The sequence below is a fragment of the Streptomyces termitum genome, assembly GCF_014650175.1.
Lineage (GTDB): Bacteria > Actinomycetota > Actinomycetes > Streptomycetales > Streptomycetaceae > Streptomyces > Streptomyces termitum.
This window is the reverse complement of sequence record NZ_BMUL01000004.1, coordinates 414,535-437,291: the sequence shown is the minus strand read 5'-3', so window position 1 is coordinate 437,291 and position 22,757 is coordinate 414,535. Positions and strand designations below refer to the sequence as shown.

The 22,757-nt window shown below is 75.3% G+C and carries 22 protein-coding genes and 1 pseudogene; 8 read left to right on the top strand and 15 right to left on the bottom strand.

Annotation, left to right across the window (positions count from 1 at the left end):
* Positions 1–9 precede the first annotated feature (9 nt).
* The 4 genes from IE219_RS10575 (at position 10) to IE219_RS10560 (ending at position 4,566) form a co-directional block, all read left to right on the top strand.
* The gene (locus IE219_RS10575) at positions 10–831 is read left to right on the top strand and encodes a class I SAM-dependent methyltransferase (RefSeq protein WP_189976331.1); all 822 of its coding nucleotides are present in this window, start codon (positions 10–12) and stop codon (positions 829–831) included.
* A 72-nt stretch (positions 832–903) separates the two neighbouring features.
* Positions 904–2,040 (top strand): nucleotide disphospho-sugar-binding domain-containing protein, encoded by a 1,137-nt coding sequence (locus tag IE219_RS10570; RefSeq protein ID WP_189976330.1) that lies wholly within the window; start codon positions 904–906, stop codon positions 2,038–2,040.
* Positions 2,041–2,098: 58 nt separating this feature from the next.
* Positions 2,099–3,250 (top strand): DegT/DnrJ/EryC1/StrS family aminotransferase, encoded by a 1,152-nt coding sequence (locus IE219_RS10565; protein ID WP_189976329.1) that lies wholly within the window; start codon positions 2,099–2,101, stop codon positions 3,248–3,250.
* 53 nt (positions 3,251–3,303) lie between these two features.
* The gene (locus IE219_RS10560) at positions 3,304–4,566 is read left to right on the top strand and encodes a DUF6365 family protein (protein ID WP_189976328.1); all 1,263 of its coding nucleotides are present in this window, start codon (positions 3,304–3,306) and stop codon (positions 4,564–4,566) included.
* Between the two features lie 73 nt (positions 4,567–4,639).
* Here IE219_RS10560 and IE219_RS10555 read toward each other — a convergent pair whose 3' ends face one another.
* Genes IE219_RS10555 through IE219_RS10545 form a run of 3 tightly spaced genes read right to left on the bottom strand, consistent with a single transcriptional unit; the run spans position 4,640 to position 7,337 of the window.
* Complete coding sequence (locus tag IE219_RS10555) at positions 4,640–5,599, bottom strand: NAD-dependent epimerase/dehydratase family protein (RefSeq protein WP_189976327.1); 960 nt, start codon at positions 5,597–5,599, stop codon at positions 4,640–4,642.
* A 4-nt stretch (positions 5,600–5,603) separates the two neighbouring features.
* Positions 5,604–6,173 carry a dTDP-4-dehydrorhamnose 3,5-epimerase family protein gene (locus IE219_RS10550; protein WP_189976326.1) on the bottom strand — a complete coding sequence of 190 codons (570 nt, stop codon included), beginning with the start codon at positions 6,171–6,173 and terminating at the stop codon, positions 5,604–5,606.
* A 12-nt stretch (positions 6,174–6,185) separates the two neighbouring features.
* Positions 6,186–7,337 (bottom strand): nucleotide disphospho-sugar-binding domain-containing protein, encoded by a 1,152-nt coding sequence (locus tag IE219_RS10545; protein ID WP_189976325.1) that lies wholly within the window; start codon positions 7,335–7,337, stop codon positions 6,186–6,188.
* 220 nt (positions 7,338–7,557) lie between these two features.
* Between IE219_RS10545 and IE219_RS10540 the strand changes: the two genes are divergently transcribed.
* Genes IE219_RS10540 through IE219_RS10525 form a run of 4 tightly spaced genes read left to right on the top strand, consistent with a single transcriptional unit; the run spans position 7,558 to position 12,372 of the window.
* Positions 7,558–8,865, top strand: coding sequence for an NDP-hexose 2,3-dehydratase family protein (locus IE219_RS10540; RefSeq protein ID WP_189976324.1), 1,308 nt, complete (start codon positions 7,558–7,560; stop codon positions 8,863–8,865).
* Positions 8,844–9,899 (top strand): Gfo/Idh/MocA family protein, encoded by a 1,056-nt coding sequence (locus IE219_RS10535; RefSeq protein WP_229849693.1) that lies wholly within the window; start codon positions 8,844–8,846, stop codon positions 9,897–9,899. Before IE219_RS10540 ends, IE219_RS10535 begins: the two co-directional genes overlap by 22 nt.
* Complete coding sequence (gene rfbH, locus IE219_RS10530) at positions 9,896–11,194, top strand: lipopolysaccharide biosynthesis protein RfbH (protein WP_189976323.1); 1,299 nt, start codon at positions 9,896–9,898, stop codon at positions 11,192–11,194. The genes IE219_RS10535 and rfbH overlap by 4 nt, the downstream gene beginning before the upstream one ends.
* A gap of 41 nt (positions 11,195–11,235) precedes the next feature.
* Positions 11,236–12,372, top strand: a complete 1,137-nt coding sequence (locus tag IE219_RS10525; protein ID WP_189976322.1) for an acyl-CoA dehydrogenase family protein — start codon at positions 11,236–11,238, stop codon at positions 12,370–12,372.
* A 127-nt stretch (positions 12,373–12,499) separates the two neighbouring features.
* Here IE219_RS10525 and IE219_RS31680 read toward each other — a convergent pair whose 3' ends face one another.
* From IE219_RS31680 to IE219_RS10470, 12 genes and pseudogenes are all read right to left on the bottom strand, one after another.
* Positions 12,500–13,033 carry an AfsR/SARP family transcriptional regulator gene (locus IE219_RS31680; protein ID WP_229849714.1) on the bottom strand — a complete coding sequence of 178 codons (534 nt, stop codon included), beginning with the start codon at positions 13,031–13,033 and terminating at the stop codon, positions 12,500–12,502.
* 18 nt (positions 13,034–13,051) lie between these two features.
* A pseudogene (locus IE219_RS31675) lies at positions 13,052–13,324 on the bottom strand (AfsR/SARP family transcriptional regulator); the annotation flags it as partial.
* Between the two features lie 270 nt (positions 13,325–13,594).
* The gene (locus tag IE219_RS10515; RefSeq protein ID WP_189976320.1) at positions 13,595–14,518 is read right to left on the bottom strand and encodes an MBL fold metallo-hydrolase; all 924 of its coding nucleotides are present in this window, start codon (positions 14,516–14,518) and stop codon (positions 13,595–13,597) included.
* Positions 14,515–15,399: a 4'-phosphopantetheinyl transferase family protein gene (locus IE219_RS10510; RefSeq protein WP_189976319.1), complete on the bottom strand. Its 885-nt coding sequence runs from the start codon at positions 15,397–15,399 to the stop codon at positions 14,515–14,517. Before IE219_RS10510 ends, IE219_RS10515 begins: the two co-directional genes overlap by 4 nt.
* Complete coding sequence (locus IE219_RS10505) at positions 15,396–16,484, bottom strand: hypothetical protein (RefSeq protein WP_189976318.1); 1,089 nt, start codon at positions 16,482–16,484, stop codon at positions 15,396–15,398. Before IE219_RS10505 ends, IE219_RS10510 begins: the two co-directional genes overlap by 4 nt.
* 55 nt (positions 16,485–16,539) lie before the next feature.
* A complete protein-coding gene (locus IE219_RS10500; RefSeq protein ID WP_189976317.1) occupies positions 16,540–16,977 on the bottom strand; it encodes a nuclear transport factor 2 family protein in 438 nt (145 codons plus the stop codon).
* 22 nt (positions 16,978–16,999) lie between these two features.
* Positions 17,000–17,986, bottom strand: coding sequence for an aromatase/cyclase (locus IE219_RS10495; RefSeq protein WP_189976316.1), 987 nt, complete (start codon positions 17,984–17,986; stop codon positions 17,000–17,002).
* Positions 17,987–18,039: 53 nt separating this feature from the next.
* On the bottom strand, positions 18,040–18,297 hold the full coding sequence (locus IE219_RS10490) for an acyl carrier protein (RefSeq protein ID WP_189976315.1): 258 nt from the start codon (positions 18,295–18,297) through the stop codon (positions 18,040–18,042).
* Between the two features lie 89 nt (positions 18,298–18,386).
* The gene (locus IE219_RS10485; protein WP_189976314.1) at positions 18,387–19,613 is read right to left on the bottom strand and encodes a ketosynthase chain-length factor; all 1,227 of its coding nucleotides are present in this window, start codon (positions 19,611–19,613) and stop codon (positions 18,387–18,389) included.
* Positions 19,610–20,878 (bottom strand): beta-ketoacyl-[acyl-carrier-protein] synthase family protein, encoded by a 1,269-nt coding sequence (locus tag IE219_RS10480; RefSeq protein ID WP_189976313.1) that lies wholly within the window; start codon positions 20,876–20,878, stop codon positions 19,610–19,612. Before IE219_RS10480 ends, IE219_RS10485 begins: the two co-directional genes overlap by 4 nt.
* A 201-nt stretch (positions 20,879–21,079) precedes the next feature.
* The gene (locus tag IE219_RS10475; protein WP_189976312.1) at positions 21,080–21,676 is read right to left on the bottom strand and encodes an NADPH-dependent FMN reductase; all 597 of its coding nucleotides are present in this window, start codon (positions 21,674–21,676) and stop codon (positions 21,080–21,082) included.
* A 52-nt stretch (positions 21,677–21,728) separates the two neighbouring features.
* The gene (locus IE219_RS10470; RefSeq protein ID WP_189976311.1) at positions 21,729–22,727 is read right to left on the bottom strand and encodes a quinone oxidoreductase family protein; all 999 of its coding nucleotides are present in this window, start codon (positions 22,725–22,727) and stop codon (positions 21,729–21,731) included.
* Positions 22,728–22,757: the final 30 nt, after the last annotated feature.

Below are 22,757 nucleotides of genomic sequence, written 5' to 3'. Positions count from 1 at the left end.
GCAGAGTCGATGGCGGAGAAGGCCCTGACCCCCGACGAGGTCGGCGAGTTCTACGACGACCGGGGGTGGCTCTGGGAGATCTTCATGGGGCAGAACCTGCACATCGGTTACTGGGACGACGCCGATCCGGACGTCGACCCCAAGGACCGGCTGACCGACGTGCTGGTGGAGCGGGTGGCGCTCGGGCCGGGGCGGCGGCTGCTCGACGTGGGCTGCGGCCAGGGCCGGCCGGCGATCCGGCTGGCGGCCGCCACCGGCTGCGACGTGCTGGGGATCACGGTGAGCGCCGACCAGGTGGAGACCGGCACCCGGCTGGCGCGGGAGGCCGGCGTCGCCGACCGGGTCCGCTTCGAGCGGGTCGACGCCATGGAACTGCCGTACGAGGACGGGTCGTTCGACGCCGTCTGGGCGGTCGAGACGCTGATGTACCTCTCCGACCGGGGGGCCGCGCTGCGGGAGATCGCCCGGGTGCTCGCGCCGGGCGGGGTGTTCGTCCTCGCCGACTACACCGAGACCGGGACGCTGACCGAGGAGTGGCGGGCGGTCCTCACCGAGGGCTTCACCGTCGACGGACTGCCGACGGCGGAGGCGTACACCCGCATGATCGGCGAGGCGGGGCTGGAGATCGCGCACCACGAGGACGCCACGCCGCACCTGCGCCGGTCGGCGGCCCGGATCGACCGGCTCGTCGCCGACAACTACCCGAAGGTCGTGGAGAAGGGCGGCCGGGAGTTCGCCGAGGAGTTCCGGGCGATGATCGGCAAGATCTCGGAGCTCGAACGGAACCTCCTCGGCTACGTCATCACGACCGCGCGCAAGCCGGTGTCCTGAAGCCCGGTGCCGGGCGGGCGGGTCCAGCGGGTGTCGAGCGGCGTTCGAGGCCGGTTCCGGACGATCCGACGCATGAGGATTCTCTTTGTGGCGGGCGGCACCTCCGGAGTCATCTTCGGCGTCGTCCCGCTGGCCCAGGCCGCCCGCAACGCCGGACACGAGGTCTTCATGGCCGCGCCGGAGAACGTGATGCCCACCATCACCCGGGCGGGCGTGCCCGGCGTCGCCGTCTCGTCGAAGGTGATGCACGACGCGCTCGTCGACCGCCGGGGCGTCCGGGTGCCCATCCCCGAGGACCTGCACGAGCGCTACCTCTTCAACGGCCGGACCTTCGGCCGGTACGCGGCCTCCTGCCTGGACGGACTGCTGGAACTGGCCGACCGGTGGCGGCCCGACGTGGTGGTCGGCGGGGCGCTGGCCTTCGCCGCGCCGCTGGTCGCCGCGTACGCGGGCGTGCCCTACGTCAAGCAGGCCATCGACATGGGCGAGCCGCGCACCATCGACCTGGGCGCGGCGGCCGAACTCGGACCCGAGCTGGAGCGGCTCGGCCTGTACGACATGCCGCGCGCCGACCTGTTCGTCGACATCTGCCCGCCCAGCCTCCGCCCGGCGGACGCGCCGCCCGCGCAGATGATGCGCTACGTGCCGTACGCGACGCAGAAGCGGGTCGAGCCCTGGACGCTGGCCCGGGGCGACCGGCCGAGGGTCCTGGTGTCGGCCGGCAGCCGCGTCACCCCCGAGTCCGACTTCGACATCCTGAGCGGGCTGGTGGAGAAGGTCGGACGGCTGGACGTGGAGCTGCTCGTCGCCGCCCCGGAGACCGTGGCGGAGAAGCTGCGGCCGCTCGCGCCGCACGTGCGGGCCGGGTGGATCCCGCTGCACCTGGCGGCGCCCACCTGCGACCTCGTGGTCCACCACGCGGGCGGCAACACCACCATGGGGTACGTGTCCTACGGCGTGCCGCAGGTCCTCGTCCCGTACCTGCCCTACTGCGTCGACTACAGCAGGCGGCTGAGCGAGTACGGCGCGGCCCGGATGGTGGATCCGGCGGACGACTCCGCCGGGACGATCGCGCGGGTCTGCGCGGAGATGCTCGCCACGCCGTCCTACCGGGAGCGGGCGCGGGAGCTGGCCGACGAGGTGGCCGGGCTGCCCGGGGCGGCCGAGGCCGTAACGGCGATCGAACGGCTGGCGGCCTCCGGGCGGTGACGTCCCGGCGGCCCCGGCCACCCCTTCAAGGACACCAGAGGGCGAGAAAGGCACTCACGTGATCAATCTGTTCCAGCCCGCCGTCGGCGACGAGGAACTCGCCGCCGTCGAGGCCGTGTTCCGCGACAACTGGCTCGGCCACGGGCCCCGGACCAAGGCGTTCGAGGCGGCGTTCGCCGAGCACCTCGGCGTCGCGCCGGACCGGGTCGTCTTCCTGGCCTCCGGCACCGCCGCCCTCTTCCTCATCGCCGAGTCCCTCGGCCTCGCCGCGGGCGACGAGGTGGTCATGCCGTCGATGAGCTTCCTCGCGGCGGCCAACGCCGTGCTGGCGGCCGGCGGGCGGCCGGTCTTCTGCGACGTCGACCCGCGGACCATGAACCCGGGCCGGGAGGACGTCGAGGCGGCCCTCACGCCCCGCACCCGGGCGGTGCTGCTGCTGCACTACGGCGGCCAGCCCGGACAGGTCGCGGAGATCGCCGCGCTCTGCCGCGAGCGGGGCCTGACCCTGATCGAGGACTCGGCCTGCTCGATCGCCTCGACGGCCGGCGGCCGGGCGGCGGGCACCTTCGGCGACCTCGCCATGTGGTCGCTGGACGCGGCGAAGATCCTGACCACGGGGGACGGCGGGCTGCTGTACGTGCGGGACGCCGAGCAGGCCGCCCGGCTGCGGCGGCTGGCCTACCACGGCCTCGCACAGGCCACCGGCTTCGGCTACGCCAAGGTGTCCCACCGGTGGTGGGAGCTTGAGGTGCCGGAGATCGGGCGGCGCGTCATCGGCAACGACCTGACCGCCGCGATCGGCGCGGTGCAGCTGCGCCGGCTGCCGGAGTTCATGGCCCGCCGACGGGAGGTCGTCGCCCTCTACGACCGGGAGCTCGCCGACGTGCCGGGGCTGCGGCTGCCGCCGCCGCTGCCGGAGGGCCACGTCTCCTCGCACTACTTCTACTGGGTGCAGATGGACGCCGCGATCCGCGACGGCGTCGCCGCCGACCTGCTCGCCGCCGGTGTCTACACCACCTTCCGGTACGCGCCGCTGCACAAGGTGCCGGCCTACGGCTCCGACCGGGTGCTGCCCGCCACCGACCGGGCGGCCGGCGAGACCCTGTGCCTGCCGCTGCACCACGGGCTGACCGACGACGACGTCCGCACGGTCGCCGGGCGGGTGCGCGCGGCGGTGGCGGAGCGCGGCCGGGCCGCCGGGGCGGCCTGAGCGGGCCCGGGCACCGCACGGGACCACCGGAGAAAGGGAGACGGGAGAAGGACATGCGCCTGCTTTTCATGGCGACGCTCGGGCAGACCCTGCACGAGGTGACCCTCGGCCTCGACCTGGCCGCGCAGCTGAAGGACGCCGGGATCGCGTCGCACTTCGTCGTCGACCGGTACAACGAGGGCCAACTGGCCGCCGCCGGGCATCCGTACACCCTGGTGGACACCTCCCTGGGGCCCGGGGTGCGCGAGGTCGTCGCCCGCGCGGTGCGGGAGGCGCGGCCGGACGCGATCGTCCTCAGCGACTACATGGCCCACTGGCTGACCCACGTCGTGAACTACGGGATCGACCCGTGGTTCGTCGACGACTTCGGCCTGCCCGTCATCGCCCTCGACTCGGTGCACCTGGAGGACACCGATCTGGAGGTGGAGGTGCTCGGGCGGACCACCCGGGTCAGCGACCGCATCCTGACCGCCCCCGCCCATCTGCTGCCGGTGCCCGCCAACCGGCCGGACGCCGGGGGCGGGCGGGGCCTGCCCTACCGGGCCGACCGGACCCTGGCACCGCCCTCCGCGGCCGCCCGCCGGGAGCTGCGCCGGTCGCTGGGGGTGCGGGACGGCGAGCGGCTGCTGATGCTGCCCACCCTGCCGTGGCAGCGGATCATGCAGACGCAGGCGGGGCCGCGCACCCGCGAACTGGCCGTCCGGGTGCCGGAGCTGGTCGGCCACTACCTGCGCAGGCTGCCGCCGGAGACCCGTTTCCTGGCGGTCGGGCCGTACCTCGACGGCTTCGGGCTGCCGTCGGACCGGCTGCACGTCGAGGAGACGTACACCGCCGGCCGGTACACGGACCTGCTCGGGGCGGCCGACGGGGTGCTCGGCCTGTTCCTGCCCTCCTTCGCGCTGGAGCGGGCGGTCCTGGCCGACGTGCCGGGCCTCTTCACCGTCAACACCTTCGACGTGGACGGCGAGCCGGGCGCGCGCCGGCTGGCCGGTGCCTTCGGCGGCCTCACCCCCGCCGTCCGCTCCTGGCTGGCCGCCTTCCCCGGGCCGGTGCCGCCGTTCCACATGTGGCCGCTCCAGTGGAACGCGGTGGTGAGCCGCCTGCTGGAGGACAATCCGCTGACCACGACCGCGCTGCGCGCCGAACTCCTCGACGAGGAGTCGGTGGTCGCCGGGCTGTCGGCCGTCCTGTACGACGACGGGGTGCGGGACCGGCTCGCCGCGGCCCGGACCGACTACCGCGACGCGCTCGCGCGGCTGCCGGAGACCGCCGAGGTGTTCCTGACGGCGGCCCGGCGGTGCGGGGTCGGCGTCTGACGGACGGGGGAGGCCCGGAACGGCGCGTGCCGTTCCGGGCCTCCCCCGTTCCCGCCGCCGCCCGGCTGCCGCGTCAGGCCCCGGCGAGCAGGGCGCGCAGCGAGTCGTCCAGGCCGCGGCGGGGCCGCCAGTCGAGGAGCCGCCCGGCGAGGGCGACGTCCAGGGCCTGCCAGGCGGCGGCGGAGCTGGCGGAGCCGCCGGGCCCGGCGCCGGGCGCGGGCGGCGCGGTGGCCGTCCGGCGGACCGGGACGCCGCTCAGCTCGACCAGGCGGTCGATCACGTCCTCCACCAGGACGGCCCGCCCGCTGCCGACGTTGACGATCCGGCCGGTCACGCGCGCGCGGGGGGCGCGGGCGCAGGCGACGACCGCGTCGGCGACGTCCCGGGCGTCGACGAAGTCCCGCCAGGCGGTCGCCGGGGGCAGGTCCAGCTCCATCGGGCCGGGTCCCCGGTGCGCGGTGAGCCGGGCGGCGAGGGCGCCGAGCAGGCTGCCGGGGGGCGCGCCGGCCCCGCAGACGTTGGAGATCCGCAGGACCACGCCGTCGGCGCCCGGGGTCCCGGCGGCGTCCAGCACGGTCCGGGAGGCGCGCAGCTTGGTCCGCCCGTAGGCGGTGTCGGGCGCGGGCGGGCCGTCCTCGGCGAACGGCCGGCCGGCGGTCCCGGGGCCGTACTCGTGGATGGTGCCGAGCTGGATCAGGCGGGGGCGCCGGGGGACGGCGGCGACGCTGTCCAGGAGCAGTCCGACGAGGTCCGCGTTGGCGGCCTCCTGCTGGCGCGGGGTGGCGCCCCAGACCCGGCCCGCGGCGTTCACGACCGTGTCGGCCGCGACGTCGTCGAGGAGCCGGGCGAGCCGGTCCGGCGGCCCGTCCAGCGGGTCGAAGTGCTCCCGGCGCCGCGCGGGCGGCGGGGCGGAGCCGTCGGGGGGCCTGCGGGAGACCGCCGTCACCCGCGCGCCCGCGGCGTCGAAGGCGGCGCAGAGGTGCCGTCCGAGGAAGCCGGTGGCGCCGAGGACGACGACCGAGGTGCCCGTCACCGGCTCACCCCCGCCACTCGGCGAGGACGCCCGCGGCGAGCGTCTCGCGCAGCGAGGCCGCCCCGGCGTCCCGGTCGGAGATCAGCGGCGGTTCGGTGAAGCCCCACGGCAGGTCCAGGTCCGGATCGAGGGGGTCGATGTTGATCTGCGTCCCCGGTACGTAGGTGGTGGAGACGACGTAGCAGATGCAGGTGTCGTCGGCGAGGCTGAGGAAGCCGTGGGCCACCCCCTCGGGGATGAAGAGGCAGCGGCCGGACTCCGCGTCCAGCTCCGTCACGGCGTGGGTGCCGAAGGCGGGCGAGCCGGTCCGCAGGTCGACGATGACGTCCCGCAGCGCGCCGCGCACGCAGGAGACGTACTTGGCCTGGCCGGGCGGGAGGGCGACGCCGTGCAGTCCGCGCAGGACGTTGCGGTGCGAGACGGAGTAGTTGATCTGCCGGGGCAGGAAGGGGCGGCCGATCGCCTCGGCGAGCAGGTCGGTCCGCAGGGACTCGTGGAACGTCCCCCGGTCGTCGGCCAGTCGGTCCGGGGTGATGACGTAGGCGCCGGGCACGGCCGTCGGTGCGACACGCACGGTGGGGCCCCCTCACTTCGCGGCCGTGGATTCCCGGTGGGCGGCGGCCAGGCGTTCCAGTTCCTCCACCACCCGGGCGGGGGTGGGCATCGCGGCCGTCTCGTCGCGCAGCCGCCGGGCCTCGGCCCGGTACGACGGGTCCTCCAGGAGGTCGCGGACGGCGCCGGCGATGTCGGCCGCGCCGTGGTCGGCGGGGTCGACCAGCCGGGCGGCGCCCCGCTCGGCGATGCGGGCACTGTGCTCCTCCAGTCCCGGCAGGTACGGGACGAAGACCTGCGGCACCCCGTTGGCCAGGCAGGTGAGGGTGATGTTGCCGCCGGCGTGGTGGACCATCACGTCGCAGGTCGGGGCGAGGACGTCGACCGGCAGCCAGCCGGCGCGGGCGCCCGCGGGGAGGTCGAGCCGGGCGGCGACGTCGTCGGGGGTGGCGATGAGCAGCTCGATGTCGAGCGGGGCCACCTTTTCGACGAGGCCGCTGAGCAGCTCGAAGTCGTCGTCGGGGGTGACCCGGCTGCCCGCGCTGACCAGGACGCGGGGCCGGTCGCCCTTGGTGTACATCCAGGGTTCGAGGGCGCTCTGCGTGCTGCACGGGATGTGGCGCAGCGGCAGGGCCACGGGGGCGGTGGGCGGGCGGACGCTCTGCGGCATGACGGTGACGGAGAAGGCCGGCGGCGGGGTCGCGGTCAGGCCGAGGCGCTCCATCTCGGGGGCGAGTTCGGCGGCGGCGGCGAGGTCGATGGAGAGGGGTTCGCCGATGTCGGTGGCGAAGCGGACCCAGGGGACGCCGGCGTGGTGGGCGACGAGGGGGCCCGCGTAGGCGAGGACGTTGCTGACCACGAGGTCGGGGCGCCAGCGGTCGGCCAGTTCGAGCAGGCCGTCGAGCGAGTGCGCCGCGAGCCTGCCGAACATGCGCCCGATGGCGATGTTGCGTTCGGGGCCGCCGGCCGGTGTCGGGACGAGGACGCCCTCCCGGTTCACCCGGCAGTCCTGGATCGTGCGCTCGGTCACGGAGACGGCGGGGATGCCCGAGCCGAGGATGGCGGACATGGTGATCTCGGGGCCCGTCATGATCACTTCGTGGCCCGCGTTGCGGGCCGCCTGGGCCAGCGGCACGTCCGGGAAGATCGTCCCGGCGCCGTTGCCTCCCACGAAAAGAATCTTCATGGGCGCATCGTCGGCGCCGCCCTTCGAGCCTCGCTCGAACCCGCCCCGCGCGGCGCCCCGTACCCCTGTCCCCCCCTCGTAGGCGGGGCGCGACCCGGGCCCACGCGCTTTCGAGCGGATCTCGAAGGCGGTGGCGAACCCTGGGCGGGACCGAGGGAGCCGCGAGCCGCCGCCCGGCCTCCCCTCACGAGAACGCACCCCATCCTTCGAGGAGGCTGCCGTGTTCCGGCACTTGTCCGAAGTCCACGGCTGGTTCGCCGAGCGCGGGCGGGCCCAGCGGCACGTGGTCACCCTGACCCGGCTGGACCGCCTCGACGGCTGGTCCTTCGACCCGGTCACGCACGACCTGCGGCACTCCAGCGGACGGTTCTTCACCGTCGAGGGGCTCGGGGTGGAGACCGACCACCGGGAGGTCGGGTCCTGGCAGCAGCCGATCATCGTGCAGCCGGAGTCCGGCATCCTGGGCATCCTGGTCAAGGAGTTCGGGGGCGTCCCGCACTTCCTGCTCCAGGCCAAGATGGAGCCGGGGAACATCAACCTGCTCCAGCTGTCGCCGACGGTGCAGGCGACCCGGAGCAACTTCACCCGGGTCCACCGCGGCGGCTCGGTGCCCTACCTGGACCACTTCCTGGCGCCGCGCCGCGGCCGGGTCGTCTTCGACTCCCTCCAGTCCGAGCAGGGCTCGTGGTTCCTGGGCAAGCGGAACCGCAACATGATCGTCGAGACGACGGAGGACATCCCGCTCCGGGACGACTTCTGCTGGCTGACGCTGGAGCAGATCGGCGGGCTGCTGCGGGAGGACAACCTCGTCAACATGGACACCCGGACCGTCCTGTCCGGCCTGCCCGGCGCGTACGGGGGGCGGTTCGGCCCGGAGGGCGCCGAGGACCGCGGGCTGCACCGGATGGCGGAGCTCCTCAGCTGGTTCACCGAGGAGCGGGTGACGCGCCGGCTGGAGCGCCGCCGCCTGCCGCTCTCCGAGGTCGCGGGCTGGTCCGTCGGCGGCGGGCGGGTGGAGCACGAGGAGGGCCTCTACTTCTCGGTGGTCGGCGTGGACGTGGAGGCGGAGGGCCGCGAGGTGAGCCGCTGGTCGCAGCCGATGCTCGCGCCCGCCTCCCGGGGCGTCGTCGCCTTCCTCACCCGCGCCGTCGACGGCGTGCCGCACGTCCTTGCGCAGGCCAGGACCGAGGCCGGTTCCCGCGACGTGCTGGAGCTGGGCCCGACCGTGCAGTGCGCCCCGGAGAACCACCGCCGGCTGCCCGCCGGGCGGCGGCCGCGCTTCCTCGACGACGTGCTCCACGCGCCGCCGTCCCGCGTCACCCTGGACGTCGTCCACTCCGAGGAGGGCGGCCGCTTCCACCACGCCGAGAACCGCTACATGGCGGTGGAGGCCGAGGACGTGCCGCTCGACCCGGGCGACGGCTTCGTCTGGATGACGCCCGAGCAGCTCGGCGCCCTGATCCGGCACGGCGGCCAGGTCAACGTCGAGGCCCGGAACCTGCTGACGTGCCTGCGGTACCTGCGGTGAGCGGGGCCGCCGTGACCGGCCGGCCGGTGCGCCTGGGCGTGCTGGGCTGCGCCGACATCGCGGTCCGCCGGGTGCTGCCGGCCCTGGCGGGCGTGCCGGGGGTGCGCCTGGCGGCGGTGGCCAGCCGGGACGGCGCCCGCGCCGCCCGCGTCACCGGCGTGTTCGGCGGCGATCCGGTGGAGGGGTACGGGGCGCTGCTCGCCCGCCCCGACGTGGACGCGGTGTACGTCCCGCTGCCGGCCGCGCTGCACGCCCCGTGGGTGGAGCGGGCGCTGGCGGCCGGCAAGCACGTGCTGGCGGAGAAGCCGCTGACGACGCGGGTGGCGGACACCGTGCGGCTGGTCGGCGCGGCCCGCGCGGCGGGCCTGGTGCTGCGGGAGAACGTCATGTTCGTCCACCACCCCCGCCACCACCGGGTGCGGCGGCTGCTGCGGGAGGGCGCGATCGGCGAACCGCGCGCGCTGATCGCGGCGTTCGCGATCCCGCCCCGGCCCGCGGACGACATCCGCTACCGGCCGGAGCTCGGCGGCGGCGCGCTCCTCGACGTCGGGTCGTACCCGCTGCGCGCCGCCCGCTTCCTGCTCGGCGACGGGCTCGGCGTGGTCGGCGCGACCCTGCGGACCGACGGCGCGCGCGAGGTCGACGTGTCCGGCACGGCGCTGCTGGCCGGGCCCGGCGGGGTGACCGCGCAGGTGTACTTCGGCATGGAGCACCACTACACGTCCCGGTACGAGGTGGTGGGCAGCGCCGGACGGCTCACCGTCGACCGGGCCTTCACCCCGCCCGCGGACCTCCCGACGACCGTGGTCGTGGAGCGCGCCGACGGCACCGAGCGGCTGGAACTGGAGCCCTTCGACCAGTGCGCGGGCACCGTCGACGCCTTCGTACGGGCCGTCGCGGCGGGGGCCGGCACGACCGGCGACGCGATCGTCCGGCAGGCGGAGCTGATCGCAGATGTCCACCGGAGCGCGGGCCGCGAGGCGCGGCCCGCTCCACGACCGGCGCGAGACGCCGCGGAAGGCGAGGACCGATGAAGGACGCCAAGGCCCGCATCCTGGAGCAGGTGCGGGACTACCACGGCACGGAGGAGAAGGAGTTCGAGCCGGGCGTGACGGCGGTGTGGCCCTCGGGCGCGGTGTTCGACGCGGCGGACCGGGTCGCCCTGGTGGAGGCCGCGCTGGACATGCGGATCGCGGCCGGGGTCAGCTCGCGGCGGTTCGAGCGGGAGTTCGCCCGCTACTTCCGGCTGCGCAAGGCGCACCTGGCCAACTCGGGCTCGTCGGCGAACCTGCTGGCGCTGTCGGCGTTCACCTCGCCGCAGCTGGAGGACCGCAGGATGGTGCCCGGCGACGAGGTGATCACCGTCGCGGCGGGCTTCCCTACCACCGTGAACCCGATCATCCAGAACGGCATGGTGCCGGTCTTCGTCGACGTGGAGCTGGGCACCTACAACACCACGGTCGAGCGGATCGAGGCGGCCATCGGCCCCCGCACCAAGGCGATCATGATCGCGCACGCGCTCGGCAACCCCTTCGCCGTCGAGGAGGTCGCCCGGCTCGCCGAGGAGCGCGGCCTCTTCCTGATCGAGGACAACTGCGACGCGGTCGGCTCGACCTACCGGGGCCGGCTCACCGGCACCTTCGGCGACGTCTCGACCACCAGCTTCTACCCGGCCCACCACATCGCGATGGGCGAGGGCGGCTGCGTCCTGACCGACAACCTGGCGCTGGCCCGGATCGTGGAGTCGATGCGCGACTGGGGCCGCGACTGCTGGTGCGAGCCGGGCGAGGACAACCGCTGCTTCAAGCGGTTCGACTACCAGATGGGCACGCTGCCGCACGGCTACGACCACAAGTACATCTTCTCGCACGTCGGTTACAACCTGAAGTCCACCGACCTCCAGGCCGCGCTCGGGCTGAGCCAGCTCTCCCGGCTCGACGCGTTCGGCGCGGCCCGCCGGGCCAACTGGAGCCTGCTGCGGGAGGCGCTGGACGGCGTGCCGGGACTGATCCCGCCGCGCGCCACCGAGGGCGGCGACCCGAGCTGGTTCGGCTTCGCGCTGACCGTCGAGCCCGGCGCGGGCTACACCCGGGAGGGCCTGGTGGCCTTCCTGGAGAGCCGCAAGATCGGCACCCGGCGCTTCTTCGCCGGGAACCTCACCCGCCACCCGGCCTACCTCGACCGGCCGCACCGGGTCAGCGGCACGCTCACCAACAGCGACATCGTCGCCGGGCACACCTTCTGGGTCGGGGTCTACCCGGGCCTGACCGAGGAGATGGTCCGCTACATCGCGGAGTCCGTCCGCGACTACGCGAGGAAGAACTCCTGACGCCCGCGCCGGGCCGCGACGTCGCGGCAGAAAGGTCCACCATGCTCCAGGCACACGAGTCGGCCCTGACCACGGCGGCCCGCGGCATGGCGCCGCTGGCCGCCGCCCACGCCCCGGCCGCCGAGGAACGGCGCCGGCTGCACCCCGAGGTGGCCGAGGCCCTGACCGACGCGGGTTTCCCGCACCACTTCGCCCCCGGCCCGCCCGGCCACTCCCCCGGCACGTTCGCCGAACTGGTGGAGGCCGTGGCCGTCCTCGGCGAGGAGTGCGCGTCGGCGGCGTGGGTCGCCTCGGTCACCGCGAGCGCGGGCCGGATGACGGCGCACCTGCCGCCGGAGGGCCGGGCCGCCGTGTGGGAGAAGGGCCCCGGCACGGTGGTGGTGGCCGGGCTGATGCCCGCCGGGACGGCCGAGCGGGTCCCCGGGGGCTGGCGGGTCCGGGGCGAGTGGGCCTACGTCAGCGGGGTCGACTTCGCCGACTGGACCCTGGTCGCGGCGCGCACGCGGGAGGCGGACCATCCGACCGTGCGGGTGCTCGCGGTGCCCCGGGCCGACCACGCCGTCGTCGACGCCTGGTCGGTGGTCGGGCTGCGCGGCACCGGCAGCCACACCGTGGTGCTGGAGGACGTCGTCGTGCCGGACGAGCGGTCGGTGCCGCTGGCCTCGGTGCTGCGGGGCGACGCGGAGGGGGCGTCCGCGCCCTGTCACCGGGCGCCGCTCAAGGCGGGCAACGGGCTGACGCTCGCGGCGCCGCTCCTGGGGGCCGCGCGCGGCGCGCTGCGGCGCTGGCGGGAGCTGACCGCGGCGAAGCTGGCGGCGCCGGGCGGGGCGATCTCCGGCGGGCCCGATCCCGGCCCGTACGAGCAGGCGCTGGCGCGGGCGGAGGGCGAGCTGGACGCGGTGGGGCTGCTGCTCGGCCGGGCGGCGGGCGTCGTCGACCGGGGCGCGGTGTCGGGCCTGGAGACGGCGCGGAACGCCCGGGACTGCGCGCTGGCGGCCGAGCGGCTGGCCGGGGTGGTCGACGGGCTGCTGCGCACCGCCGGCACCCGGGGCCAGGCCGAGGCGGAGCCCCTCCAGCGGCACTGGCGCGACGTGAACTGCGGCGCGGGGCACAGCGGTCTCCAGTGGGCCCCGGCCGCGAGCGCGTACGCCCGGCTGGCCGGCGGACCGCGCGTCTAGGCCCTGTCCGGCACGGGCCGTCTCCTCACGGGGCGGCCTGGTTCCGGGTACGCCGACGGCCACGGCCGGCCCCCCGCGGGGGCGGTCGTGGCCGTCGGCACGCCCGGCGCCAGGCCGGTGGTGCGTCTCATACGGCGGTGGCCGTGCGGTGGCCGTGCGGAGAGGGGACACGGCGCGCCGGGGAGGGGTGGGGGGACGACGGGGGGTTCAGCACCGCGAGCTGGAGCCGCTGGAGTTCCGGCGAGGGTTCCAGGCCCAGTTCGCGGTCGAGGATGCGGTGCAGGGTGCGGTAGGCCTGGAGCGCCTCGGCCCGGCGGCCCGACTGGTTGAGGGCGGAGATGAGCTGGCCGTGGAACCACTCGTTGAGCGGGTACTCGTTGACGAGCACGGAGAGTTCCGGAATCGCGTCGCGCTGCCGGCCGAGCTGGGTCTCGGCCTCGATGCGGAGCTGGAGGGCCCTGATGCGCAGCTCCTCCAGGTGGACGATGCGGCCGGTGAGGACGTCCCCGGCGGGGATGTTGGAGAGCGCGGGTCCCCGCCACAGGGCGAGCGCCTGACGCAGGAGTCCGACGGCCCGTTCCGGTTCGCCCGAATGCAGTGCGGTCTGTCCGCGCGTGATGAGATTCTCGAATATCTTGACGTCCACCTCGTCGTCATCCACCTGAATGACGTATCCGGGCGCCCGGGTTACGAGGAGGGTACGTTCAGGTGCCATCACCCCTTCGCTGACAAATAATTTACGCGCGTGATAGATATAGGTCTGAAGGGTCGTCAGAGCGCTTTTCGGAGGTGCTTCGCCCCAGATTTCCCGGATGAGAAGGTCCGAGCTCACCGTCTCGTTGGGCCTGGTGAGGAGCAGAGCCAGGGATTGACACACTTTCGGTGTGCTGGGCAGATAGGAGCGGCCTTCATCCGTGATGATCTCGAATGGCCCGATTAGGTTGAACCGCATTGGATGACTCCCATGGTGTCGTTCAGTCGACCATGCCATTCAGGTTTCTCCCGACCTCTCAACAGTAGATCAGCCCGCGCACACCCGAAGTGCCGCGCGGGCAAAATGTCATGTCCTTACGGCCTGAGGTGTCAAAAGCGCCAGAGCTCGCGAGATCCGGCCGTTCTTCCGCCGCCGAGGAATTTTTCCGGCCCGCCCCCGGTTCCGCCGGGGACGGGCCGGGTGGCCGGGCCGTCCCCGGCGGATCTTCGTGGATCAGCCGGACAGGGCCTACGCGTGGCAGGCGGGGAGTCCGCCGTGGTGGGCGACCATCTCGGAGAACAGCAGGCCGACGTCCATCGGTTCGCCGGGGGTCGCGCCCCGCGCCTCGGCGTACGCCCGGTGCAGGTTGGGCACGATCCGCTCGGAGTCGAGCAGACCGGCGTACGGACCGAGGTCCGCCCCGCGCGCCGCCTCCAGCGGGCCGATCCCGGCCCCGATGCCCTCCGCGGCCAGCTCCTGGACGCGCCGCAGGTACCCCTCGGTGGCGTCGAGCAGTTCGGGACCGCCCACGGGGCCGTGCCCGGGCACGACGGTCTCGGCCCCGAACCCCCTCAGCCGCGCCATCACGTCGATGGTGCCCGCCACGGACCCCATCAGGCAGAACGGCGTCGCCCCCGACATCACGAGGTCACCGGCGAACAGCACCTTCCGCTCGGGGAGCCAGACGACGGTGTCGCCCGCGGTGTGCGCGGGCCCCAGGTGGACGAGTTCGGCGCGGACCGCGCCGACGTGCAGGGTGAGCCGGTCCCGGAAGGTGAGGTCCGGCAGGGTCACGGTCGGCCCGCCCCACTCGACGCCGGGCCACAGGCCGGTCAGGTGCAGGCCGGCCGCGGCCATCTCCGCACGGGCGGCCTCGTGGGCGACGATCACGGCGTCGGCGGCGAACAGTTCGTTGCCGAAGGTGTGGTCGCCGTGCGAGTGGGTGTTGACCACGTGGGCGGGCGGGCGGGGCGAGACCCGGGCGACGGCCTCCTTCAGGGCCCGCGCCCGGACCCGGGTGGCGGCGGTGTCGACCAGCGCGGCCCGCCCGTCGGAGACGACGAGCCCGGCGTTGTTGAGGCACCAGCCGCCGTCGGGCTGCACATAGGCGAAGACGCCCTCCGCGACTTCCTGGAGCCGCGCGGCCGAAGGACTGGTGGAACGGGTGGTCACTGCGGACTCCCTGGGATGCGGCCGGCCCCCGCGCGGGCGTCGCCGCCGCGCGGATCACCGGGACGGGATACGGAACGGGGGTGGGAAAGGGAAAGGGGAAGGGGATGAGGAAGGGGGTGCGGGACGGGGCGCGGGGGCGCGGGATCCGGCCGTACGGGCCCCGGGGATCGGAGTCGTACGAGATCCGGTCGTACCGGCTCCGGGGGCGGTGGGCGCGCGGGCGGCGGGGCCGCGAGGGCCGCGCCGACGCTCCAGCCGCAGGGGGTGCGGTGGGTGACGAAGCGCCAGCCCCGGTCGGCGACCGGGGTGCCGTCCGGGCGGTGCAGCGGGACGGTGGTCCCGGCGGTGGCGGGGACGGCGAAGCCGAAGGACCGGGCGGGCAGCCTCAGGCCCAGTCCCCACGCCTTGCCGTACGCCTCCTTGAGGGTCCACAGGCGCACCGCCGCCGCGTTCCGCCCGGCCTCGGGGAGGCGGCGCAGCGCGGCCCGCTCCGGCGCGGTGAACACCTCGCGGGTGACGGGCCGTCCGTACAGCGGGCGGTCCTCGGCCTCGGCGTCGACGCCGATCCGGCCGAGGCGGCTGAGGCCGAGGGCGAGGAAGGCGCCGGAGTGGCTGAGGCTCACCTCCAGGCCGGGGCAGCCCCGCAGGTACGGTTTCCCGCCCGGCTCGCGGGCGAGTTCGGGCACGTCGGGCGCGACCCGCAGGACGGTCGCGGCGGCGTGCGCGAGGAAGGCCCGCGCGGCGGTGCGGGGGTCGGCCGCCGGCCAGTCCCCGGCTCGGCCGTACAGCAGGGCGTACCCGTCGTCGTCCAGGTGCCGGAGCAGGGCGCCGGTCCAGGCGCCGCCGGGTCCCGGCGCGTGCAGCGGCGGCGGGGCCGTCATGGGGCCGCGGCGGGCCGCCGGCCCCCGGCCGACGGCGCCGCGCCCAGGCCGAGGGCGAGCCCTCCCCGGACGCGGGCGACCGCTTCGGCGAGGAGGAGGCGGGCCCGGTCCGGGTCCGGGGCGGCGGGGCGTGGCCCGTCGAGGCCGAGGCGGGTCGCGGTCCGGTCGAGGGCCGTGAGCAGCCACGCCGGGTGGGCGAGGAACCCGGCCCCGTCACGGGCCGTCGCCGCGGCCCAGACGCCCGCGCAGGACGCGGCCGAGACGAGCAGGGCGTACCGCTCCCCCAGCGCACCCGCCCGGACCGGGTCCCCGTCCCCGTCCCCGTCCCCGAGCCCGTCGAAGGCCGCACCGAGGAGCGCGAACCGGTCGCGCAGGGCCGGCGCGTGGGGCCCGGCCGCCCGCCGGGCGGCCATGCGCAGCGCTCCGGCGAGCGGATCGGGACCGGGCACGGCCCCGGGCCGGTGGGGGGCGGGCGGCGGCAGCGGCCCGCCCGGGGTGAAGAGCGCGTCCGGCGGCTCCCCGGCCGCGCGGGGCGGCGGAGTGGGCGGCGGGCCGGGCCTGACGGTGGTCTCCAGGTGCTGGAGGTGGCGGTGGAAGACGCCGTGCCGGTGCTCCTGGCGGAGCCAGTCGGCGCCGAGGGCGGCGAGGAGGCCGGCGGTGGCGCGCGGGAGCAGCCGGGGCACCAGGTGGTCGGCGGCGGTGGTCCACGGCCCGGCGGCGCCGGGCAGCAGGTGTCCCCCGCGCGCGGCCGTCCGGACGAGGGCGTCGGCGGCCAGGAGGTCGGCGAAGGCCCCGGCGACGGCGGTGCGGGTGCCCGGGGAGCCGAGGGGCCGCTCGCCGCCCCGCCCGGCGAGGACCGCCGCCAGGACGGCCCGCAGGGCGCTGTCGGCAAAACCGGCGGCGGCCGCCGCGCGGGCGGGCAGGCGCGGGTCCGCGGCGGCGGTGCGGGCGAGGGCGGGCGGGAGGTCCCGGCGGGCGGCCGCGCGCAGCAGCGCGGCCGCCGTGTCCAGGCGGGCGGGCCGGCCGGTGCCGCCCGGCGCACCGGGCCCGCGCTCCGGCACGACCGGCGAGGCACCGGGTCCCACGGGTCCTGCCGGTCCTAGGGGTCCCGTCGCCCCCGCCGGTTCCGTCACGTCCGGGTCAGAAGACCTGGTCATGGCTGATGGTCCGGGACTTGAGCGCGGGCCTCCCCCCGTCGAGGACCAGCACGTCGTGGACCGTGCAGCTGGGGCTGATCTCCGGCTTGCCGCCCGGACGGACGGTGACGACGAGCGCGTACACGGTGGAGCGGACGGTGCCGTCGGGGCGCGGGTCCAGGGCGGTCTGGTTGAACCAGTGCCGGCGGCGCACCGGGTCGCCGTCGAACTTCTTGTGGAACCGGACGAGTTCGTCGACGATCCCGGCCCGGCCCCGGGCGGGCTCGACGCCCGGGGAGTGCTGGAACTCGCCGTCCTCGGTGAAGGTGGCGGCGTACTCCTCGAACCGGCGCTCGTCCAGGTGGTGCATCTGATGGGCGTAGAAGTGCTGGACCAGGGAGTGGAGTTCGGTGAGGGAGGCGAAGTCTGCGGTGATGCTCAAGGGATCTCCTCGGATGGGGGCGTCAGGCCGAAGTCCCGGCCCCGGACGCGGACTCGGACGCGGACTCGGACGCGGACGCGGCGAAGGCGGCGGCGTGCCGCAGGGTGGCGAGGCTGTTGCGGCCGAGCGCGTCGCGGACGTGGGCGCGGGCGTCGGCGAGGGTGCGGCCCGCGCCGAGGACCTCGGGCACGGCGGACGGGTCGAGGAGCACGGTGTGCCGGGCGGTGGCGACGGTGGTGCCGTCCCCGCCGGGCGCGAACTCCCACAGTCCGCTGTGCCCGAGCAGCAGGCGCGGGGTGATCCGCTGCTTGTACGCGATCCACGACGGCTCCTCGCAGACCCGCACCGAGCGGGTGGTGTGCGCGGAGCCGTCCGCCGTGACGGTGTCCATCTCCAGGTCCTGGACGCCGGGCGGCTCCTCGGTCAGCCGGACCCGGCTGACGTGCGGCAGCCGCCGCGCCCACAGGTCCGCGCGGTGCACGAAGGCGTACGCGTCGGAGACCGCGCCGGGGAAGCGGAGGGTGTCGGTGAAGGTGAGGACCACCTCCCGGGCGGGGTGGCCGAGTTCGGCCACCCGGGCCAGGGCGTCCAGTTCCGCGGCGCTGTTGCGGTCGAGCGCCGCCCGGATCCACCGCACCGTCTCCGGGTCGTCGTCCTCGGCGGCGAAGTCGTGCAGCAGCACGAGGCGGGTGCCGCCGCCCGGCCGGGGTTCGAAGCGCCACTCCCCGCCCATGGCGGCGATCGGGGCCCGGCTGCGCTCCTGCCGGAAGGTGACGCGCAGGCCCTCCGGGTCCAGGGTGCGGCGGGAGGTCCAGTCGGAGACGGCGCCGTTCACGGTGGCCCAGATCCGGAACCGTTCGGCGCGGTCGCCGCGCTCCAGGTGCCGTACGTGCACGGTCGGGCCGAAGACGGCCGGCCAGGCGGCGGCGTCGGCCACCAGCTCGTACAGGACCTCGGGGCGGGCGGCCACGTCCAGGGTGTGCTCGGCGGTGTGCCGTCGCGGTGTCATGCGGTCGCGCTCCTCGGGCGGGCTCGGGGAAGGGGAAAGGTGCGGACGGGGTGTCAGGCGGCGCGGGTGACGAGGCCGTTGACCAGGTCGGCGAGTTCCTTGGGGGTGGTGACCTCGGTGATCTCGTCGTCGGAGACGTCCACCCCGAAGTCCTGTTTGATCTGCGCGGCGCTCTCCATCAGGGCCAGCGAGTCGTAGCCCAGCTCCTCGAAGGTGAGGTGGGTGATGTCGGCGTCGGGGCCGAGGCCCTCCATGCCGCCCGCGCACGCGACGAGGATGCGGCGGATGTCGTCGACGGTGATCTGTGCCATGGGTGTTCTCTCCTTGGTCGGTACGAAGGGCTCACGACGGGCTCTCGAAGGGCCCTGAAGGTTTGCGAAGGGTCCGTGGAAGGGCCGGACTACCGCTCGCCGGCGGCGCTGACCACGACGGCCGAGTTGAAGCCCCAGCGGCCCCGGGCGAGGACGAGGGCGTGGCGGACCCGCCGTTCGCGGGGTTCGCCGCGGACGACGTCGATGCCGTAGCCGTCGGGAACGGGGCCCGCCGCCGGGGTGGGCGGGACGACGCCGTCGCGGATGGCGAGGGCCGCGGTGACGACGTCGAGCGGGCCGCCGCCCGCGTACAGGCGCCCGGTGAGGGCCTTCGGCGCGGTGACGGGCACCCCGTCCGGGCCGAAGACCGCGCGCAGGGCGTCGGCCTCGGCGGCGTCGAGTTCGGGGGCGCCGGCGCCGTCGGCGAAGACCGCGTCGATGTCGGCGGGGGCCAGTCCGGCGTCGGCGAGGGCGTTCTCGGCGGCGCGGCGCAGTCCCGGCGGGCGGCCGGAGCCGGGCGCGGGGTCGAAGGTGGAGCTGTAGCCGGTGAGCGCGGCGTGCACCCGCTCGGCGCCCCGGGCGCGGGCGCGCTCCTCGTCCTCCAGGACGAGCATCGCGCCGCCCTCGCCGGGCACGTGCCCGGAGGCCAGGCTGTCGAAGGGCAGGTAGGCGCGGGCCGGGTCGGTCTCGGCGGTGACGCGGCCGTCGGAGAGCTGGGCGACGTATCCCCACGGGTCGAGGGCGGAGTCGACGCCGCCGGCGAGCATGAGGGGGGTGCCCCGGCGGATGCCCCGGCGGGCGTAGCCGAGGGCGTCGAGCCCGCCGGCCTGTTCGCCGACGAGGGCGACACCGGGGCCGCGCATGCCGTGCCGGATGGATATCTGGCCGGTGTTGACGGCGTAGAACCAGGCGAAGGACTCGTAGACGCTGACGAACTCGGGTCCCTTTCCCCAGAGTTTGGCGAACTCGCGGTGGGTGAAGTCGAAGCCGCCCAGCGCGTTGGAGGTGACGACGCCCATGTCGTAGTCGGCGAGGTCGCCCGGGGAGACGGCGGCGTCGGTGAGGGCCCAGGCGGCGGCGGTGAGGCCGAGCCGGGTGGAGTGGTCGGTCTGCGGCAGCAGCCGGCTGGGCAGGTGCTCGGCGGCGTCGAAGTCGTCGATCTGCCCGGCGAGGGTGGCGGGGTAGCCGGAGACGTCGAAGCGGGTGACCCGGCCGATGCCGCTGTGGCCCGCGAGGACCGACTTCCAGTAGGTCTCGGTGCCCAGGCCGTTGGGGGCCGTGACGCCGATTCCGGTGATCACCGTGCGGGCGGTCATGCGGCGGCTCCTTCCGGGGCGCGCAGCACCATCGCGCTCTGGAAGCCGCCGAAGCCGCTCCCGACGGTGAGGACGGTGTCCACCCGCTGTTCGCGCGCGGTCAGCGGCACGTAGTCGAGGTCGCACTCGGCGTCCGGGTCGTGCAGATTGGCCGTGGGGGGCACGACGTTGTCGCGGATGGCGAGGGCGCAGGCGGCGATCTCCAGGGAGCCGATCGCGCCGAGGGAGTGCCCGACCATCGACTTGATGGAGCTGATCGGCACCCGGTGGGCGTGGTCGCCGAGGCTGCGCTTGAAGGCGGCGGTCTCGTGGCGGTCGTTCTGCTTGGTGCCGGAGCCGTGGGCGTTGACGTAGTCGATGCGCGTCGGGTCGATGCGGGCCTCGTCGAGCGCGACCCGGATCGCCTCGGCCATCTCGCGGCCGTCCCGCTTCAGTCCGGTCATGTGGTAGGCGTTGCAGCGCGTGGCGTAGCCGGTGATCTCGGCGTAGATCCGCGCGCCGCGGGCCCGTGCGGTGGCGTACTCCTCCAGGACGAAGACGGCGGCGCCCTCGGCGAGGACGAAGCCGTCGCGGGAGGCGTCGAAGGGCCGGGAGGCGTGCGCGGGGTCGTCGTTGCGGGTCGTGGTGGCCTTGATGGCGTCGAAGCAGGCCAGCACGATCGGGGAGATCGGGGTGTCGGCGGCTCCGGCGACCATGACGTCGGCGCCGCCCTCGCGGATGAGCTGTACGGCGTGGCCGACAGCGTCGAGTCCTGAGGTGCAGCCGTCGGAGACCATGGTGACCGGGCCCTCGGCACCGGCCACCCAGGCGATCTCGGCGGGCATCACGCCGGGGCTGAGGTAGTCGAACATGTGGGGGGACAGGTAGCCGGGGTCGACCCGCCACTGGCGTCCCCGGTCGGACATGACCAGGTACTCGTTCTCCAGGCTGGTCGCGGAGGCGACCGCGCTGCCGAGGCTGACGCCGATCCGGTACGGGTCGACGCCGCCGAACTCCAGGCCGCTGTCGGCCACCGCCTCCCGGGCGCAGGCGACCGCGAACTGGGTGGCCCGGTCCATCCGGCGGATCTCGCGCGGCGTCAGGCCCTCGTCCTCGGGCCGGAAGTCGACCTCGCCGGCCACCTGGGACCGGAAGGGGGCCGGGTCGAAGAAGGAGATGCGCCGGGTGGCGGTGCGCCCGGCGGTGAGCAGGTCCCAGAACGCCTTCGTGCCGGACCCGCCGGGGGCGCGGACCCCGATGCCGGTGATCACCACGCGGCGGCTCATCGGAGGCCCCCCGCAGGGCCGTTCGCCCCGGATCCACCGTGCCTGCAGCTGAACGTCACGTCTCTTCCCTCTCGTCTCGCGCGGCGGTTCCGCCCCGCCGCTCCCGTGGGGAGGGGGGACCGCCGTCGGCTTCTCACACCCTGCGGACAGGGCCTGGAAAACGGCTCGAAGCCCGGTCACCGGGGCCGGGGCGGTGCGTGGTCAGGCGACGTACGGCCGCCGGGCGCGGGCCTCGCGGAGCGCGTCCGCCCACCACAGGAGCTGGTCGAGCAGCTTCTTGGCGGCGGCTTCGGCCTCCGGCGCGTCGACCGGTTCGCCGTCCTCGCCGAACCGGCCGTACACGTGCGGGAAGTTGACGCTGTCGCGCAGCGGGACGGCGTGCAGTTCGGCGAAGACGGACCGCAGTTGCTCGATGGCGCGCATGCCGCCGGAGAGGCCGCCCGCGTAGCCGACGAAGGCGACGGGCTTGGCCTGCCACTCCGTGTAGAGGGAGTCGACGGCGTGCTTGAGGGCGGCGGGGTAGCCGCGGTTGTACTCGGGGGTGACGACGACGAAGACGTCGGCGGCGGCGACGCGTTCGGCGTAGGCGCGGAGTTCGGGCGAGGCGTGGCGGCCGTGCTCGTCGGGCGGTGTCAGGACGGCGGGCAGCCGGGCCTCGGCGATGTCGACGACGTCGACGGCGATGTCGTCGCGGGCGCGGGCCCGGCGGGCGATCCAGTCGGCGACCACGGGGCCGACGCGGCCCTCGCGGGTGCTGCCGACGATGACGGCGAGGCGGACGGGTGCGGCGGACGGCATGGGTGTGCTCCTAGCGTGGGAAAGGCGGCCGGGGGCGGGGGCGCGGGGCGGTTCAGCCGGTCCGGCCCGTCAGCAGCACCACCCGGCCGGTGTGGGCGCGGGACTCGACGGTCTCGTGGGCCTTCGCGGCCTCTTCGAGGGGCAGCGCGGCGTGGACCGCGTGCCGGACCGTGCCGTCGGTGAGGTGGCGGACCAGCGTGTCGTGGTGGTCCAGGTAGGTCCGGCGGCGGCTGGTGCGCCACTGCCCCAGGGCGAAGCAGGTGAGGGACCGCATGCCGATGAGTTCCATGGGCGAGACGGCGGGCAGCGCGCGGCCGCCCGCGGAGGAGCCGTAGAAGACGAGCCGGCCGAAGGGGGCGAGGAGGCCGATGCCGGTCCGCAGGCCCTCGCCGCCGACGCTGTCGAGGACGATGTCGACGCCCTGGCCTCCGGTGGCCTCCCGGACCCGGTCCGGCCAGTCGTCGCGGGAGTAGTCGACGAGGACGTCGGCGCCGAGTTCCCGTACGAAGTCGAGCTTGGCCGCGGAGCCGGCGGTGGCGATGATCCGGCCCGCGCCGGCCGCCCTGGCCGCCTGGACGGCGAGGTGGCCGATGCCGCCGGCGGCGGCGTGCACCAGGACGCTCTCGCCGGGCCGCAGGGCGGCGGTGGCGAGGACGCCCATCGCGATGGGGCCCGAGCCGGGGAGGGCGGTGGCCGTGGCCGCGTCCATCCCGGCGGGGACCGGCAGGACGGTGTCCGCGTCCACGGCGACGTACTCGGCGTACGCGCCGTGCAGGGTGAAGGCGCCCACCCGGTCGCCCTCCCCCAGGCCGGTCACTCCCGCGCCGAGGGCGGCGACCGTGCCGACGACGTCGCCGCCCAGCACGATCGGGAAGGACGGCCGCCACATGGGGGCGGGGAAGGCGTCCCGCCGCATCTGGGTCTGGGCGAAGCCCACGCCCACCGCCTCGACGGCGATGAGCACCTGCCCCGGGCCGGGGCTCGGGACGGGGGTCTCCTCGGCCCGCAGGACCTCCGGGCCCCCGAACGCGTGGATACGGACGGTGCGCATCTTTTCCTCCGGTCGTCGTCGCCGGGACCA